Origin of the sequence: Methylobacterium terricola (genome assembly GCF_006151805.1) — a bacterium.
Classification (GTDB): Bacteria; Pseudomonadota; Alphaproteobacteria; order Rhizobiales; family Beijerinckiaceae; genus Methylobacterium; species Methylobacterium terricola.
Genome location: NZ_VDDA01000002.1, coordinates 345,436 through 360,396, shown reverse-complemented (window position 1 = coordinate 360,396; position 14,961 = coordinate 345,436). Strand labels below are relative to the sequence as shown.

Here is a 14,961-nt window from a genome sequence, read left to right as displayed (position 1 = left end):
CGCCGTGCGGTGCCGGGGGCGGCGCGACCGGACGGCCTCAGCCGGGTGCCGGACGGTCGCGAGGGGCGCCGCGGGCGGCACCGGCACGACGGGAACTCATCCGAATGTTGACACGTGCGCTGCTGCCGCGCCTCGCCGGACGCCTCCTCGGCCTCGGCGCCTGTTTGGCCGCCGGAACGGCGGGGGCCGTCACCGCGCCGATGCTGGTCGTCGACGTCGATTCCGGCAAGGTGATCTACAGCCAGGGCGCCACCGACCCGTGGTACCCGGCCTCGATCACCAAGCTGATGACGACCTACGTCGCCCTCGACCTGGTGCGCCAGGGCCGCGCCTCGATGGACCAGCTGCTCACCATCTCGGAGGCCGCGGCGGCCGAGCCGCCCTCGAAGATGGGCTTCAAGCCCGGCACCCAGCTCACCCTCGACAACGCCCTCAAGATCATCATGGTGAAGTCGGCCAACGACGTCGCCTGGGCGATCGGCGAGAATCTCGGCGGCTCGATCGACGGTTTCGCCGCCCTGATGAACGACGCCGCGCAACGCCTCGGCATGCGCGACAGCCACTGGTACAATCCCAACGGCCTGCCCGACGCCCGGCAATGGACCTCGGCCCGGGACATGGCGGTGCTCGGCCGGGCGCTGCTGCGCGACTTCCCCGAGAACCGCGACCTGTTCTCGATCTCGGCGATCCAGTTCGGCCGCGCCGTGATGCCGAACCATAACGGCCTCCTCGGACGCTATGCCGGCGTCGACGGGATGAAGACCGGCTTCATCTGCTCGGGCGGCTTCAATGTGGTGGCGAGCGCCAACCGCAACGGCCGGCGCATCCTCACCGTGGTGATGGGGCAGGCGAGCGCCCGCGAGCGCGACCTGAAGGCGGCCGACCTGTTCGATTACGGCTTCGGCCAGTCGGGCTTCAGCTTCGGCGGCCAGACGCTGGCCGAGCTGCCGACCTCGGGCATCGCCGTCCCGCCGGACATGCGGCCGTATATCTGCGACAAGCGCCGGCCGATGCCGACGGATTCGGATTCCTCCGCGGTGACCGCCGGAGCCGCCGCCGGCGGCAACGCCGACAACGCCAACGCCCAGCTGATGGCCGCCGGCGCGCCGCCCTCCTCGGCGCTCGCCTTCGCGACCATGAACAGTGCGGCCCTGCGCAACCGTGCCCTGCCGCCCCGTGCGCCCTTGCAGCCCGTGCTGGTCTGGACCGGCCGCGACCCGGCCGAGAGCGCCATCGCGGCGACCGACGATGCCGCGCCGGCCAAGCCGGCATCCCCCCGGGTGAAGGTGGCCAAGCCGAAGCCCGCCCCGAGCCGCAGCATCGCCGCCACCGGCGCGACCGTGCCGCAACCCAAGCTCCTCGCGCGCCAGAAGGGCGCGACCCCGGCCTCGGCCTCCGCCCTCACCTCGACGGGCCCGGCCACCGCGGTGATCGCCGAGCCCAAGGGCCCGCTCAAGGGCCACAAGGCCGCCGTGACGCCCGCGGCGAAGCCGGCCGCCAAGGATGCCAAGCCGGCGGCGAAGCCGGCGCAGAAGGCGGAGGCCAAGCCGGCCGCCAAGCCCGCGGCGAAGCCCGCCGTCAAATCGGCGCGCAACAAGGACGACTGAGCCGGTGGGCGCCGCAGCGCCCGTGTTCTGCCCGGACGCGGTCCTGGCCTATCGCCGCAGCCTGACGCCGTTCGCGCCGGGCGAGGGCCTCGTGCTCGACGAGGCCTATCGCCGCGCGCACCTGCCGTTGGTCGCGCCTGACCATCCGGGCGTGATCGCCGCCACGCCGGGCCGGTTCTACGAGAACGGCCGCCACCCCCGGGTGGTCTCGCTCGTGCTGCCGGTGCCCTATCGCGATCTCGCCGCCGCGCCGGCCTACGCCGCGCTGGATCGCGAGCTGCGCGCCGCCCCCTTCGCGCACAAGATCGCCTGGGACGTCGCGGCCCGCCGCCGGGATCGCCTGCACGCGACCCTGTGCGGTTCCCTGGCGACCGGGCCCGACGCGGTCCCCCCTGTCACCCCGGAGCAGACGGCGGCGCTCGCCGCTCTCGGCCCGGTCACGGTCGAGCTGCGCGGCCCGTTCTCGGGCACCGTCAATCTCGGCCGGCTCTACCTGCGGGTCTATCCCGAGTCCCGCGGCGGTGCCGACGCGCTGGCGGCGATCCAGCGGATCATGGGCCGGCCGGAAACCGGGCTCTACCTCGTCGGCCTGCACGCTCTCACCGACGACCTCGACCCGGCGGAGACCACGGCGCTGGCGGCCTTGATCGCCCGCTGGTGGGACCGTCCGGTCCTGCGCCTCGCGGTCGGCGCCCTGTGGCTGCTCTGGGCCACCGACGACCTCGTGCTGGATGGCGGCGTGCTGGCGCAGGTGCCGCTTGATGGCCCAGCCCACCGGGATTGACGTCCGGCGTTCCGATGCGCAGTTCGCAGGAAGAGCCCCACGAGACCCACCCGATGACAGACGCCCCCGGCCGCCCTGCGCCGATCCCGCTCACGGTCCTCACCGGCTTCCTCGGGGCCGGCAAGACCACGCTGCTCAACCGGCTGCTGCGGGCGCCGGAGCTCGCCGACACGGTGGTGATCGTCAACGAGTTCGGCGAGGTCGGGCTCGACCACCTGCTGATCGAGACGGTGGACGAGGGGATGATCCTGCTCGGTGCGGGCTGCCTGTGCTGCACGGTACGCGGCGACCTGATCGCGACCCTCGAGGACCTGCTGCGCAAGCGCGACAACGGCCGCATCCAGCCGTTCCGCCGGGTGGTGATCGAGACCACCGGCCTCGCCGATCCGGCGCCGATCCTGCACGCCCTGCTGTATCACCCCTACCTGGCGATGCGGTACGCGCTCCAGGGCGTGGTGACGGTGGTCGATGCGGTCAACGGCGACGGCACCCTCGACGCGCATCCGGAGGCCCTGCGCCAGGTCGCGGTGGCGGACCGGCTGGTGCTGACCAAGACCGACCTCGACGGCGCCGGAGCCGAGGCCTTGCGCGCGCGGCTCGACCGGATCAATCCCGGCGCCCCGATCCTGGCGCCGGACGCCCCGGCCGACGCCTTGCTGGCCGGGCTGTTCGACCTCGACGGCAAGGTCGCCGACGTGCGGGCCTGGCTCGGCGCGGGGGCCGACCACCACCACGACCATCACGGGCACGGCCATCCCCACCCTCACGACGTGAACCGGCACGATGCGGCGATCCGGGCCTTCCATCTCGTCAGCGATGCGCCGGTCCCGCGGGCGGCGTTCGAGATGTTCCTCGACCTGCTGCGCTCGGCCCACGGCCCGAAGCTCCTGCGCCTGAAGGGCCTGGTGGCCCTCGCCGACGACCCGTCCCGGCCGGTGGTGGTGCACGGCGTCCAGCACGTCATCCACACGCCCGCCACCCTGCCGGCCTGGCCCGATGGCGACACCCGCTCGCGGCTGGTGCTGATCGTGCGCGACCTCGACCCCGCCTTCGTGCGCCGGCTGTGGGACGCGTTCCTCGGCCGCCCGGCCATCGACGCGCCGGACGCCGCGGCGCTGACCGGCAACCCGCTGGCGATCCCGGGCGGTTGATGACAGGGGGCCGTCCCGCCCCGGCAGGCACGGCTCTTGAACCGTCTCGGCCGGAGCGGCCGATGGGGCCGCACCCCTGTCCCGTTTCGGGACGGGTGATCCGGAACGAGGCGGCGATGAGCACTCCCTTCACGCTGATCGAGGGCGGCCTGACCGGCGCGGTGACCCTGCGGGCGGAGCTGCGCCATCCCGCCTCGCTGCGCGAGCCGGAGGTCGAAGCCTGGCGCAGCCTGATGGGCCGAGCGCTGGAGCCGAGCGTCTACGCGGATCCCGATTTCACCCTCACCATGGCGCAGCACCTCGCGGAGGGGCAGACCCTGGCCCTGCTGATGGTCTGGCAGGAGGGCTTTCGGGCGCCGATCCTGCGCGGCGTGCTGCCGCTGCGCCTGCCGGCGCGCCAGGGGCTGGCTGGCCGGGCGCAGCTGTGGCGCCTGCCGCTTGCCGGCACCGCGGAGGCCGCGGTCGATGCCGACCATGCGGCCGCCGTGCTGCGCGCCGCCCTCGACCACCTGCGTCACTCGCCGCTGCGCCTCGTCGACCTGCTCTGGCCGGACCTGCGGCCGGATTCGGGTCTCGCGGTCGCCCTCGGCGAGGCCGCCGGCAGTTCCGGGCGGCGCCTCGCGGTGGCGGATCAGGCCCCGGCACCGGCTCCCGCGCCGGCCCCCCTGACCCTGCCGGCCGGCCGCACCTCGCTGGAGCGGGTGCGCGATCCGGTGCGCTTACGCGGCGCCGTCGAGCATTTCCTGGTGCTGGATGCCCGGCGCGGGGGCCAGAGCCTGCTCGCCGATCCGGCGGCCGCCACGGCGTTCCGGGTGGTGACGCGGCGCTTCGCCCATCGGCGGCAGGCCTGGGTCGACCTGGTGCGGCGGGACGGGGAGGTGGTGGCGGCGGCGATCCACCTCGCCACGGGGCGGCACGACACGATCTGGCGCCAGGCAGGACTGTTCCTGGCCGAGCCTTCGGTGCACGCGCCGGAGCCCGCCCGCGTCGAGGCGGTGGTCACGGTCGCGGGGGAGGGGCGGGTGCAGCCGCCGCGCCCGCGGACGGCCTTGCGCCGCCTGCTGCGCCTGCGGGCGTGACCCCGCCTACTCGTCCTCGCCGAAGCGGTTGGCGAGGAGGGCGGCGATCGCCTCCATGCAGGAATCCTGGTCGGGGCCGAGCGCCGTGACCCGGATGCTGGTGCCCTGCGCGGCGCCGAGGGTGAGCAGGCCCATGATCGAGCGTCCGCCCACCGTCTCGCCGCCCCGGCTCACCGTGACCTCGGAACCGAACTTCTCCACCGTCTGCACGAACTTGGCCGAAGCCCGGGCATGCAGGCCGCGCCGGTTGATGATCGGCAGGTCGCGGGCGCTTGCGCCCTCGGGCACCGGCGGAAGGTCGGCATCCTCGTCGTCGGTGTCGGTGAAAGGCGTCATCGGCGGGGCACCTGCTCGGATCCGGTTCGGACCGTCACGGGCGGTCGTCCGGCTCTCGCGCGTCTCGGGAGGGGATCGGCCCGGAGGGTAACCGGGCATCCGTGGAAAGCTAGGGCGGAGGGCGAAGGAATCGAGGGTCACGGCACCGGGGAAGGGGCTGGGACGCGTCCGCCGCCTACTTGCCCGCGAGGACCCGCGAGGCGACGTTGATGTACTTGCGCCCCGCCTCCTGGGCGTGGAGCACCGCGTCGCCGAGGCTCTCCTCGTCGCGCACGCTGGCGAGCTTGATCAGCATCGGCAGGTTGATGCCGGCGACCACCTCGACCGAGCCGCCATTCATGCAGGAGAGCGCGAGATTCGACGGCGTGCCGCCGAACATGTCGGTCAGCACGACGACCCCGTCACCGGAATTCACCCGGCACACCGCCGACATGATGTCCTTGCGACGGACCTCCATGTCGTCCTCGGGGCCGATGGTGATCGTCTCGAGCTGCTCCTGCGGCCCGACGACGTGCTCCAGCGCGGCCTTGAATTCCGTCGCGAGCAAGCCGTGGGTGACGAGCACCATTCCAATCATCGACACGAGTTCCGACGCCCCGTTGGAGCCGAGCCGCCATTTTGTGCAGCGCAAAGGCGAGCGCAAGAGCAATGCGGCGATATCCGCATCAATCGGTCATCATCATGACACGGAGGCGGCGCCAACGCCACATCACCGTTCCGGCTAGGCCGGGATTCGGCGGAAGAGTGATCCTGGGCAGCCGCACCCCCCGGAGGAGAACCGTCTCCCCGGCCGGCTCGGGCATCCGCGGGGCGTCCGCGGCGAGATCGACGACGAGGCGCAGGATGGCCGAAGGCATCGTCGGTTCAACGGCTTGCAGGCCGAGGCCGCGGATCTCCAGGAGCCCGGCGACGGCCGGATGCGAGGCCGCGAGCAGGCGCCCATGCCGCTGCGTCAGCGCGATGCGGTCATCGCCGACGAGGGCGGCGAAGACGCCCGAGATAGCGCCGAGCCCGATCAGGTCACGGACCAGGGTCGATTTGCCGCTCCCCGGCGCGCCGCGGATCAGGATCCCGTCCTCGCCGAGCACCACGCAGCTGGCATGGACCGTCGCCACGCCTCAGCGGCTCTGGGCCGGGATGCGGACGATGAAGCGCGCCCCGAGCAAGGCCGGCTCGCCGTCCTCGCCCGGCGGTCCGAGCCGGTTCTCGGCCCGGATCGTGCCGCGATGCGCCTGGACGATCTGGCGCGAGATCGACAGGCCGAGGCCCGAATTTTGGCCGAAGCCCTGTTCCGGCCGGTCGGTGTAGAAGCGCTCGAAGATCCGCTCCAGGGCGTGGGGCGGGATCCCCGGGCCATCATCCTCCACCGTCAGCTCGACGGCGTTGCGCCGCCGCCGCAGGGCCACCCGGACGCTCGCGCCCTTCGGCGAGAACGATCGGGCATTGTCGAGGAGGTTGTTGACGACCTGGCCGAGCCGGCTGTCATGGCCGAGGATCGCGAACGGATCCTCGACCCCGGCCGGTGCCGGCTCCACCGTGAGGTCGATGGGCGCGTCGCCCCGGCGGCGGCGCTCGTTGGCGACCGACACCACCGTGGTGATCAGCCTCCTCAGGTCGACCCGTCCGGCCTCGGCCCGGGCCAGCTCGGCATCGAGGCGCGAGGCGTCGGCGATGTCGCTGATCAGCCGGTCGAGGCGCTTCACGTCGTGCTGGATCACCTGCATCAGCCGGCCGCGGGACTCGTCGGTCTTGGCGAGCGGCAGGGTCTCGACGGCGCTGCGCAGCGAGGTCAGCGGGTTCTTCAGCTCGTGCGAGACGTCGGCGGCGAAGTTCTCGATCGCGTCGAGGCGGCGGTACAGGGCCTGGGTCATGTCCCGGAGCGCCCCCGAGAGGTGGCCGATCTCGTCGGTGCGCCGGGTGAAGTCGGGAATCTCCTGGCGCGACTTGATGCCCGTGCGCACCCGCTCGGCGGCCTGCGCCAGCCGCCCGACCGGGCCGACGATCTGGCCGGCGACCAGCATCGACAGCACCACCATCACCAGCGCCGCGATGATGAAGACCTGCAGCAGCGAGAAGCGCTCGGCCGCGATGATCTTGTCGATGTCGCCTTCCTGGGTCGAGAGCAGCAGGGCGCCGCGCACGGTGCGGCCGCGCTGGATCGGCACCGCCACCGACACGATCGTCTCGCCCGGGCCGTTGCGGCGCACCAGCGTGCCGCGCGCGCCGGCGAGCGCCCGCTGCACCTCCGGCAGAGTGCGCCCGTCGGCCGGGCCCGGCTCGTCGGCCGAGGAGGGGCGGCCGAGGCCCGGCACGTGCGTCCGCACGGCGTTCCAGGCCTGCTCGATCAGGCTCGGGCGTTCCTTGTGCGCGGGCGGCGGGTCGCGGCTGAGGTCGCCGCGGATGTAGAGCCCGCGCGAATCGATCAGCATCGTGCCGTCGCGGTCGTAGACCCGGGCGCGGGTGCCGGTGGGCGTGATCAGGCGGCGCAGGAGCGGGGCCACCCGCTCCGGGTTGAGCGAGAATTCGAGGCCGGACGGCGCCTCGTCGCCGAACGCCCCGCCTTCCCCGGCCTGGAGCTGGAGCAGGCGGTCGGGATCGATGGTGATCGCGTCGGTATCGACCGTCGCCGAGGCCGCGATGGCTCCCGCGATGATGTCGCCCTGGGTCAGCAGGCTCTGCACCCGGGCCTCGATCAGGCCCTGGCGGAACTGGTTGAGGTAGAGGAAGCCGATCAGGAGCGCGATCAGCCCGGCGAGGTTCAGGACCACGATGCGCCGGGTCAGGCTCGAGGCGAAGCGCTCGGCGATCCAGCGCCGGACCGTGCGCGGCCCGAACGGCTCGCGCGCGGCCTCCGCGTCCGGATCGATCTCGCTCGCCGGTTTCGGGGCGGATCCGTCCGGCCGCCGCCCCCCGCCGCGGAAGTACCGGCCCGTGCCGCCCAGCAGGCGGCGCACGGCGCCGAGGCTCGATCCCTCGCTCACGCGGCAAAATCTCTGGCGGTCAAGTCTCTCACATTTCCTTGAAGCGGTAGCCGACGCCGTACAGCGTCTCGATCATGTCGAAGCTGTTGTCGGTGACCTTGAACTTCTTGCGCAGGCGCTTGATGTGGCTGTCGATGGTGCGGTCGTCGACATAGACCTGGTCGTCGTAAGCCGCGTCCATCAGGGCGTTGCGGCTCTTCACGACGCCGGGGCGCTGGGCCAGCGCCTGGAGGATCAGGAACTCGGTCACGGTCAGCGTCACCGGCTCGCCCTTCCAGGTGCAGGTGTGGCGCTCCGGATCCATCATCAGCTGGCCGCGCTCCAGCGAGCGGGCGGCCGCCGCCTCCGCCTCCCGGGCCGAGGCGCCGGGCCCCGCCTCCTTGGCGGCGAAGCGGCGCAGGACCGCCTTCACCCGCTCGACCAGCAGGCGCTGCGAGAACGGCTTCCGGATGAAGTCGTCGGCGCCCATCTTCAGGCCGAACAGCTCGTCGATCTCCTCGTCCTTCGAGGTCAGGAAGATCACCGGAATGTCGGATTTCTGGCGCAGCCGGCGCAGCAGCTCCATCCCGTCCATGCGCGGCATCTTGATGTCGAAGATCGCGAGGTCGGGCGGCGAATGCTTCAGGCCGTCGAGGGCGGAGGCGCCGTCGGTGTAGGTCTGGATCCTGTATCCCTCGGTCTCCAGGGCGATCGACACGGAGGTCAGGATGTTGCGGTCGTCATCGACGAGGGCGATGGTCGGCATGGGCATTCCCTGGGGCGCGGGCGTCGCCCGCAGGACACACCGGCCCTGCTGAACGCCACCCGACTGGAACCGGTTCCGCGGCAGATCTCGGGCGGCGCGGGGTTCCATCCAAAAAGGCTGGACAGTGGCCGCAGCGCCACGATTTCGACTCCCTTAAGGCCATCCCGCCGAAAAAGCGAGCACCCGTGGCGAGGCCGCCACAGGTTCGGCCGATCGGGGCCCCGGTCCCGCGGCGTCGCGCGGCCTGGACGGGCCTGCACGCCGACGCCAAGGTAAGGCGCGAAACCGGCAGGACGAGGGGGGAGACCGCATGGCCGAGGCAGACAGGAAGCAGGCCGCGCCGCTGCCGGCCGCCGAGGCCCCGTTCGACGCGATCGGACTCGCCAAGTCGCTCCTGCGCAAGACCCGCGCGGGGGCCCTTGCCACCCTGGAGCGGGACGGGGGCGCCCCCTTCGCCTCCCTCGTCACGGTGGCGACCGACCACGACGGGACGCCGCTCATGCTGCTCTCGCGCCTCTCGGCCCATACCCTCAACCTTGAGGCCGATCCGCGCTGCTCGGTTCTCCTCTCCCAGGGCGGCAAGGGCGATCCGCTCGCCCATCCGCGCCTGACCGTGACCGGCACGGCGGAGCGCAGCACCGAGCCGCGGGTGCGGGCGCGCTTCCTCGCCCGCCACCCGAAGGCCGCGCTCTACGCCGACTTCCCGGACTTCGCCTTCTTCCGGCTCGCGGTCCGGGCCGGCCACCTCAACGGCGGCTTCGCGCGTGCCGCGACGCTGACGGGGCCGGAGCTGCTGGCCGACCTCGCCGGGCTCGAGGCCCTGGCCGAATCCGAGCCCGCCGCCGTCGCCCACATGAACGAGGACCACCTCGACGCAATCGGGCTCTACGCGACGCGGCTCGCCGGGGAGGGGCCCGGGCCGTGGCGGCTGACCGGCCTCGATCCCGAAGGGCTCGATCTCGTCGCCGGCGAGCGCACCGCCAGGGTCACCTTCCCGCAGCGGCTCGCGACTCCCGCCGCCCTGCGCCCGACCCTGGTGGCGATGGCGGCGGAGGCCCGCGCCGTGCCCGGCCCGACCGACAGCCCCTGACACAAAGTCCGGCTTGTCACCGTCGGAATGAGCGAATTCGATTGAACCGTGAAGTTTCGCCACCTACTAAAGCTGCCCACCGAGGCGCCTTGATCGGCCTCGGCGCCCAGGCGCGCGACCTGCTACGAGAAGCACGGTCACCGCACCCGATGCGAAGGTTAAGTCAATCGGCCCGATCCGGACCGGCTGCCGGCCGTGTGTCCAGAGGTCGGCGCCAGGAGGAACAGGCGTGAACGACATCGGCGTATTCAACGAGGCGTTCGGCGCCGACAAGATCGGCCTCCGCAACCTCAAACGCGTCAGCTGGAACCTGGAGGCGCCGAGCCTCTACGAGCACGCGCTGCAGCGCGGCGAGGCGCAGCTGGCCGCTGGCGGCGCCCTGGTGGCCGAGACCGGCATCCATACCGGCCGCTCGCCCAAGGACAAGTTCGTGGTCCGCGACGCCGACACCGAGAACGAGGTGTGGTGGGAGAACAACGGCGGCATCACCCGGCCCCAGTTCGAGACCCTGCTCGAGGACTTCCTGGCCCATGCCGAGGGGCGTGAGCTGTTCGCCCAGGACCTCGTCGGCGGCGCCGAGGTCGGCCACCGGGTCCGCACCCGGGTCTTCACCGAGTATGCCTGGCACTCGCTGTTCATCCGCAACCTGCTGATCCGCCCGGAGCGCGAGACCCTCGCCGGCTTCGAGCCGGAGCTGACCATCATCGACCTGCCGAGCTTCCGCGCCGATCCGGCCCGGCACGGCTGCCGCACCGAGACCGTCATCGCGGTCGATTTCTCGCGCAAGATCGTGCTGATCGGCGGCACGTCCTATGCCGGCGAGATGAAGAAGTCGGTCTTCACTTACCTCAATTATGTGCTCCCCAAAGCGGGCGTCATGCCGATGCACTGCTCGGCGAATGTGGGCCACGAGGGTGACTCGGCCCTGTTCTTCGGCCTGTCGGGCACCGGCAAGACCACCCTGTCCTCCGATCCGAACCGCGTGCTGCTGGGCGACGACGAGCACGGCTGGAGCCCGAAGGGCATCTTCAACTTCGAGGGCGGCTGCTACGCCAAGACCATCCGCCTGTCGAAGGAGGCCGAGCCCGAGATCTACTCCACCACCGAGCGCTTCGGCACCGTGATGGAGAACGTCGTCATCGATCCGGTCACCCGCCTGCCGGATTTCGACGACGCCTCGCGCACCGAGAACACCCGCTGCGCCTACCCGCTGCCGTTCATCAGCAATTCGAGCGCCACCGGCCAGGCCGGGCACCCGAAGAACATCGTCATGCTGACCTGCGACGCCTTCGGGGTGCTGCCCCCGATCGCCAAGCTGACCGGTGCCGAGGCGATGTACCACTTCCTCTCCGGCTACACCGCCAAGGTGGCCGGCACCGAGAAGGGGCTGAAGGGTCCGGAGGCGACCTTCTCGACCTGCTTCGGCGCGCCGTTCATGCCGCGTCACCCGTCGGTCTACGGCAACCTGCTGCGCGACCTGATCGCCCGTCACCACGTCGATTGCTGGCTGGTGAACACCGGCTGGACCGGCGGCGGCGTCGGCGTCGGCCGCCGCATGCCGATCCGGGTCACCCGCCGGCTGCTGACCGCGGCCCTCGACGGCTCGCTCGCCAAGGCCGATTTCCGTCGCGACCCGTATTTCGGCTTCGCGGTGCCGACCTCGGTGCCGGGCGTCGAGCCGCACATCCTGTACCCGGTCAAGACCTGGCAGGATAAGGCGGCCTTCGCGGCGACCGCCAAGAGCCTGGTCGAGATGTTCCAGAACAACTTCAAGCGCTTCGAGGCCCATGTCGACGCCGACGTGCGGGCCGCCGAGCCGACCATGTCGATCGCGGCCTGATCTCAGGCCTTGACCGCGAGAGGGCCCTTCTCCCCGGAGAGGGGCCCTTTTTCGTTGCAAGAGCCGGAACGCAGACACCGGAACGAAGAAATTTGAGGGAGGAGCGGCCGATGATGGTGCTCGTGGTCGGGGCCGGCGTGGTCGGCCTCGCGATCGGTCGGGAGCTGGCCCTGCGCGGCCACGAGGTGATCGTCGCCGAGGCGGCGGGCGGCATCGGCACCGGCGTGTCGTCGCGCAATTCCGAGGTCATCCATGCCGGGATGTACTACCCTGGCGGATCGCTGCGGGCGCGCCACTGCGTCGAGGGCCGGCGCCGGCTCTACGCCTTCTGCGAGAGCCACGGGGTCCCGCACGCCAAGGTCGGCAAGCTGATCGTCGCGGCGACCGAGCCGGAGGGCGCCAAGATCGCGGCGATCCACGCGCAAGGGGTCGAGAACGGGGTCGAGGGCCTGTCGCTCCTCGACGGCGCGGAGGCACGGCGGCTCGAACCGAACCTGACCTGCCACGCCGCGCTCCTGTCCACCGAGACCGGCATCGTCGACAGCCACGCCCTGATGCTGGCGCTCCAGGGCGACATCGAGGCGGCCGGCGGCGCGCTCGCCTTCAACACCCCGATCGAGCGCCTGACCCGCACGCCCGGGGGCTGGGTCGCGCGCTTCGGCGACGACGAACTCGCCATCGATGCCGTCGTCAACGCCGCGAGCTTCGGCGCGCAGACCCTCGCCCGGGCGACCGAGGGCTATCCGGAGGCGCGGGTGCCGCGGCTGGTGCTGGCCAAGGGCAATTATTTCGGCTGCACGGGCCGGCCGGCCTTCGCGCGGCTGATCTACCCGGCGCCCGTCGAGGGGGGCTTGGGCATCCACCTCACCCTCGACCTCGCCGGGCGGATGCGCTTCGGCCCCGACGTCGAGTGGATCGACGCCCCCGATTACGAGGTCGATCCCGGCCGCGGCGCCCTGTTCTACGCCGCGATCCGCCGCTACTGGCCCGGGCTCCCGGACGGGGCGCTGGTGCCCGACTATGCCGGCATCCGCCCGAAGCTGTCCGGACCGGGGGAGGGGGCCGCCGACTTCCTGATCGACGGCCCGGCCGAGCACGGGCTGGCGGGGCTCGTCCATCTCTTCGGCATCGAGAGCCCGGGGCTGACGTCGAGCTTGTCGCTGGCGGAGGACGTGGCGGACCGGCTGGGGGCGTGACGGCTGCCGCGCGGCCGCTCCCCTCCGCCGATCACCACCTCCATCAACACCCGCGTGCGTCCGGCCGCCGTCTTGGCGCGGCGAGGTGCCGCTGCTATCTCCCGTCGACTCTTACCCTCACCGCCGTGCGCCACGCGCATCGCCGCGCCTGCGCGCCGGAGACAAGCCACACGATGACCGCGTCCCCCATCGACAACATCCGCAACTTCTCGATCGTCGCCCATATCGACCACGGCAAGTCGACCCTGGCCGACCGGCTGATCCAGATCACCGGGGCGGTCGCGGCGCGCGACATGAGCGAGCAGATGCTCGACTCGATGGACATCGAGAAGGAGCGCGGCATCACCATCAAGGCGCAGACCGTGCGCCTGGAATACAAGGCGCAGGACGGGCGCGACTACATCCTCAACCTGATGGACACTCCCGGCCACGTCGATTTCGCCTACGAGGTGTCGCGCTCGCTCGCCGCCTGCGAGGGCTCGCTGCTCGTCGTCGACGCGTCCCAGGGCGTCGAGGCGCAGACGCTCGCCAACGTCTACCAGGCCCTCGACGCCAACCACGAGATCGTCCCGGTCCTCAACAAGATCGACCTGCCGGCGGCCGAGCCCGACCGGGTCAAGGATCAGATCGAGGAGGTGATCGGCATCGACGCCAAGGACGCGGTGCCGATCTCGGCCAAGACCGGTCTCAACATCGAGGCGGTGCTGGAGGCGATCGTGACCCGCCTGCCGCCGCCGAAGGGCGACCGGGCCGCCCCGCTCAAGGCGCTGCTGGTCGATTCCTGGTACGACGTCTATCTCGGCGTCGTGGTGCTGGTGCGCATCGTCGACGGCGTGCTCAAGAAGGGCATGACGATCCGCATGATGGGCGCGGACGCGGCCTACGGCGTCGAGCGCCTCGGCGTGTTCCGGCCGAAGATGCAGGACATGGCCGAGCTCGGCCCCGGCGAGGTCGGCTTCTTCACCGGCTCGATCAAGGAAGTGGCCGATACCCGCGTCGGCGACACCATCACCGAGGACAAGCGCAAGACCAAGGAGGCGATGCCGGGCTTCAAGCCGGTGCAGCCGGTGGTGTTCTGCGGCCTGTTCCCGGTCGACGCCGCCGATTTCGAGAACCTGCGCGGCGCGATGGGCAAGCTCCGGCTCAACGACGCCTCGTTCTCCTACGAGATGGAGACCTCCGCCGCGCTCGGCTTCGGCTTCCGCTGCGGCTTCCTCGGGCTCCTCCACCTCGAGATCATCCAGGAGCGGCTCGAGCGCGAGTTCAACCTCGACCTGATCTCGACCGCGCCGAGCGTGGTCTACCACCTCAACATGCAGGACGGGGAGAAGAAGGAACTCCACAACCCGGCCGACATGCCCGACGTGATGAAGATCGACACGATCGAGGAGCCGTGGATCCGCGCCACGATCCTCACCCCGGACGAGTATCTCGGCGGCGTGCTCAAGCTGTGCCAGGACCGGCGCGGCACCCAGATCGACCTCAACTACGTCGGCAAGCGCGCCATGGTCGTCTACGACCTGCCGCTCAACGAGGTGGTGTTCGATTTCTACGACCGGCTGAAGTCGATTTCGAAGGGCTACGCCTCGTTCGACTACCACATCTCGGATTACCGGGAGGGCGACCTCGTCAAGATGTCGATCCTGGTCAATGCCGAGCCGGTCGACGCGCTCTCGATGCTGGTCCACCGCACCCGTGCCGAGAGCCGCGGCCGGGCGATGTGCGAGAAGCTGAAGGACCTGATCCCGCGCCACCTGTTCCAGATCCCGGTCCAGGCGGCGATCGGCGGCAAGATCATCGCCCGCGAGACCATCCGGGCCCTGTCGAAGGACGTCACCGCCAAGTGCTACGGCGGCGACATTTCCCGCAAGCGCAAGCTCCTCGACAAGCAGAAGGAGGGCAAGAAACGCATGCGCCAGTTCGGCAAGGTCGAAATTCCGCAGGAGGCGTTCATCGCCGCCCTGAAGATGGACAGCTGATCCGCGAAGTCGCCCGGCTCGTCTGCCCGTGAGAAGCCGCCGGCCGTCCCGGCGGCTTTTTTCGTGGCCAGTGCCTGCCGGCAACCGCCGGATCATCCGGCCTGCCTATGACGCGAGACAAGATCGAGGCAATCTCGAGTTGTGCGAAGAGTTTCCACCCGAAGCTCGCACCC

Annotated in this window: 13 protein-coding genes; 8 read left to right on the top strand and 5 right to left on the bottom strand. The window is 71.2% G+C overall.

The genetic code is table 11. From position 1 onward, the window contains the following. Positions 1-104 precede the first annotated feature (104 nt). From FF100_RS06025 to FF100_RS06010, 4 genes are all read left to right on the top strand, one after another. A complete protein-coding gene (locus FF100_RS06025; protein ID WP_139034654.1) occupies positions 105-1,607 on the top strand; it encodes a D-alanyl-D-alanine carboxypeptidase family protein in 1,503 nt (500 codons plus the stop codon). 4 nt (positions 1,608-1,611) lie between these two features. Beyond that, a complete protein-coding gene (locus FF100_RS06020; protein WP_139034653.1) occupies positions 1,612-2,391 on the top strand; it encodes a hypothetical protein in 780 nt (259 codons plus the stop codon). Positions 2,392-2,444: 53 nt separating this feature from the next. Next, positions 2,445-3,542 carry a CobW family GTP-binding protein gene (locus tag FF100_RS06015; RefSeq protein WP_139034652.1) on the top strand — a complete coding sequence of 366 codons (1,098 nt, stop codon included), beginning with the start codon at positions 2,445-2,447 and terminating at the stop codon, positions 3,540-3,542. Between the two features lie 116 nt (positions 3,543-3,658). Further along, positions 3,659-4,621, top strand: coding sequence for a GNAT family N-acetyltransferase (locus FF100_RS06010; RefSeq protein ID WP_139034651.1), 963 nt, complete (start codon positions 3,659-3,661; stop codon positions 4,619-4,621). Between the two features lie 6 nt (positions 4,622-4,627). On the opposite strand, the gene FF100_RS06005 is transcribed toward FF100_RS06010, so the two are convergent. From FF100_RS06005 to FF100_RS05985, 5 genes are all read right to left on the bottom strand, one after another. After that, on the bottom strand, positions 4,628-4,957 hold the full coding sequence (locus tag FF100_RS06005) for an HPr family phosphocarrier protein (protein ID WP_139034650.1): 330 nt from the start codon (positions 4,955-4,957) through the stop codon (positions 4,628-4,630). 175 nt (positions 4,958-5,132) lie between these two features. Further along, the gene (locus FF100_RS06000) at positions 5,133-5,534 is read right to left on the bottom strand and encodes a PTS sugar transporter subunit IIA (protein ID WP_043749418.1); all 402 of its coding nucleotides are present in this window, start codon (positions 5,532-5,534) and stop codon (positions 5,133-5,135) included. Between the two features lie 88 nt (positions 5,535-5,622). Continuing rightward, positions 5,623-6,072 carry an HPr kinase/phosphorylase gene (locus FF100_RS05995; protein WP_139034649.1) on the bottom strand — a complete coding sequence of 150 codons (450 nt, stop codon included), beginning with the start codon at positions 6,070-6,072 and terminating at the stop codon, positions 5,623-5,625. A 3-nt stretch (positions 6,073-6,075) separates the two neighbouring features. Further along, a complete protein-coding gene (locus tag FF100_RS05990; protein WP_425463287.1) occupies positions 6,076-7,911 on the bottom strand; it encodes a stimulus-sensing domain-containing protein in 1,836 nt (611 codons plus the stop codon). 55 nt (positions 7,912-7,966) lie between these two features. Beyond that, positions 7,967-8,683: a response regulator transcription factor gene (locus tag FF100_RS05985; RefSeq protein WP_048432104.1), complete on the bottom strand. Its 717-nt coding sequence runs from the start codon at positions 8,681-8,683 to the stop codon at positions 7,967-7,969. 310 nt (positions 8,684-8,993) lie between these two features. Here FF100_RS05985 and FF100_RS05980 point away from each other — a divergent pair, with 310 nt between their 5' ends. From FF100_RS05980 to lepA, 4 genes are all read left to right on the top strand, one after another. Next, a complete protein-coding gene (locus FF100_RS05980; protein WP_139034648.1) occupies positions 8,994-9,773 on the top strand; it encodes a HugZ family pyridoxamine 5'-phosphate oxidase in 780 nt (259 codons plus the stop codon). Between the two features lie 229 nt (positions 9,774-10,002). After that, positions 10,003-11,613 (top strand): phosphoenolpyruvate carboxykinase, encoded by a 1,611-nt coding sequence (locus tag FF100_RS05975; protein WP_139034647.1) that lies wholly within the window; start codon positions 10,003-10,005, stop codon positions 11,611-11,613. A 110-nt stretch (positions 11,614-11,723) separates the two neighbouring features. Next, a complete protein-coding gene (locus FF100_RS05970) occupies positions 11,724-12,809 on the top strand; it encodes an NAD(P)/FAD-dependent oxidoreductase (protein ID WP_139034646.1) in 1,086 nt (361 codons plus the stop codon). 173 nt (positions 12,810-12,982) lie between these two features. Next, complete coding sequence (gene lepA, locus FF100_RS05965) at positions 12,983-14,788, top strand: translation elongation factor 4 (RefSeq protein WP_139034645.1); 1,806 nt, start codon at positions 12,983-12,985, stop codon at positions 14,786-14,788. The last annotated feature ends 173 nt before the right edge of the window (positions 14,789-14,961 follow it).

Coding starts and splice junctions, on each gene's coding strand:
- FF100_RS05985 (WP_048432104.1), bottom strand. CDS start 8,683: ATGCCGACCATCGCCCTCGTCGATGACGACCGCAACATCCTGACCTCC.
- FF100_RS05980 (WP_139034648.1), top strand. CDS start 8,994: ATGGCCGAGGCAGACAGGAAGCAGGCCGCGCCGCTGCCGGCCGCCGAG.
- FF100_RS06000 (WP_043749418.1), bottom strand. CDS start 5,534: ATGATTGGAATGGTGCTCGTCACCCACGGCTTGCTCGCGACGGAATTC.
- lepA (WP_139034645.1), top strand. CDS start 12,983: ATGACCGCGTCCCCCATCGACAACATCCGCAACTTCTCGATCGTCGCC.
- FF100_RS06025 (WP_139034654.1), top strand. CDS start 105: ATGTTGACACGTGCGCTGCTGCCGCGCCTCGCCGGACGCCTCCTCGGC.
- FF100_RS06010 (WP_139034651.1), top strand. CDS start 3,659: ATGAGCACTCCCTTCACGCTGATCGAGGGCGGCCTGACCGGCGCGGTG.
- FF100_RS06015 (WP_139034652.1), top strand. CDS start 2,445: ATGACAGACGCCCCCGGCCGCCCTGCGCCGATCCCGCTCACGGTCCTC.
- FF100_RS05970 (WP_139034646.1), top strand. CDS start 11,724: ATGATGGTGCTCGTGGTCGGGGCCGGCGTGGTCGGCCTCGCGATCGGT.
- FF100_RS06005 (WP_139034650.1), bottom strand. CDS start 4,957: ATGACGCCTTTCACCGACACCGACGACGAGGATGCCGACCTTCCGCCG.